A 1682-nucleotide genomic window follows, 5' to 3' on the forward strand; every position below is an offset into this window, starting at 1 on the left:
CGCTCCTCGACCCGCTGGAGCAGCGCGCCGCGATGGCCGAGGGCGGCTGGGTGACCCCGCATCTGCCCCGGCCCTGGGGCCGTGCGGCGGGCGCCGTCGAGCAGGTGGTGATCGCCCAGGAGCTGAAGGCCGCGGGCGTCCGCCCCGTCCCGCTGATGATCGGCTCCTGGGTGGTGCCGTCGCTCGTCCAGTACGGGACGGCCGCCCAGCAGGAGCGGTTCCTGCCTCCGACGCTCCGCGGCGAGATCATCTGGTGCCAGCTCTTCAGCGAACCGGACGCGGGCAGCGATCTGGCCTCGCTGCGCACCAGGGCCGTCCGGACGGAGGGCGGCTGGCTGATCTCCGGCCAGAAGATCTGGACGTCCCTGGCCCGCGACGCCCAGTGGGGCATCTGCCTGGCCCGCACCGACCCCGACGCCCCCAAACACCAGGGCATCACCTATTTCCTGGTCGACATGGCCTCGCCCGGCCTGGAGATCCGCCCGCTCACCGAGTGCACCGGCGACGCCGTCTTCAACGAGGTGTTCCTGGACGACGTGTTCGTCCCCGACGACCTGGTCGTCGGCCCGGTGGACTCCGGCTGGCGCGTCGCCCGCACCACCCTCGCCAACGAGCGGGTCGGCCTGACCGCGACCTTCCAGCTCGGCGCGGACGTCCCGAAACTGGTCCGGCTGATCAACGATCTCGGCCTGGCCGAGGACCCCGTGGTCCGTGACGGCCTGGGCGCGCTCGCCGCCGACGAGCACGCCTACCTGCTCCTGGGCCTGCGCGCCACCCTCAAACAGCTCTCCGGCACCGACCCGGGCGCCACCGCGAACGTCCGCAAACTGGTCGCGATGGAGCACGGCCAGCACGTCACCGAGTTCGGCCACAACCTGCTCGGCGAGCGCGGCACGCTGACGGGCGGCTGGCGCGCCGATCTACCGCTGCGCTGGACCCGCTACCTGCTGGCCTCCCGCGCCATGACGATCGGCGGCGGCACCACCGAGGTCAACCTCAACGTGATCGCCGAACGCCTCCTGGGCCTGCCCCGCGACCCCTGAGCGCTACTTGAAGTCGGCGCTACTTGAAGTCGGAGTACACGATGCCGAGGCCCGCACCGCCGAGCGGGCCGAAGCCGCTGAGCTGGAACCACATCGTGTACGTCTTCTGGTAGGTCAGGTTGGTGGCGTCCATGTTCAGCCCCGACAGGGCGGCGGGCGGGAACGCGTCGCGGTACTCCTGCGGGAGCAGCGGCCACAGGCCCGTCGCGGTGATCCCGTGGATGGAGTACATGTACATGTCGGTCTTCTTCACCCGGTCGACGCGGGCGCCCGGGTAGTTCTGCACCAGCCGGGTGAGGGTGCGCGGATCGGCGCCCCGGGCGATCTCCAGCAGTTGGAGGTCGTCGAGGATCTCGGTCTTCTTGCTGCCGCCGACCACACGGGTGGTGCGGCTGTGGCCCTTGACCTGGACCTGCTTGGTCTCGAACGGCTTGCCGCAGAGCTTCTTCGGCTTCCCCAGATACTTGGACCGCTTGACGGTCGCCGTCATCGTGAACGGCTTGAACGTGAAGTGGGCCTTCTCCTCCTGGCACTCCTGCCCGGTGACCTGGAACGTCACGAGGTTGGTGAGCCGGTTCAGAGAGTTGATCTTCTTGGGGATGGTCGGGGTCGTCGGGGCGGGCGGCGGGGGCGGCGCGG

General features: G+C 70.3%; 2 protein-coding genes. One reads left to right on the forward strand and one right to left on the reverse strand.

Annotation, left to right across the window (positions count from 1 at the left end):
• Window positions 1-1043: acyl-CoA dehydrogenase family protein (locus ACYVE7_RS33610; protein ID WP_460370553.1), on the forward strand; the 1043-nt coding region annotated here is incomplete at its 5' end.
• A gap of 19 nt (window positions 1044-1062) precedes the next feature.
• Here the strand turns inward: ACYVE7_RS33610 and ACYVE7_RS33615 are convergent.
• On the reverse strand, window positions 1063-1682 hold a 620-nt coding region (locus ACYVE7_RS33615), incomplete at its 5' end, for a hypothetical protein (protein ID WP_460370555.1).

This window comes from Actinocorallia lasiicapitis, assembly GCF_054778695.1.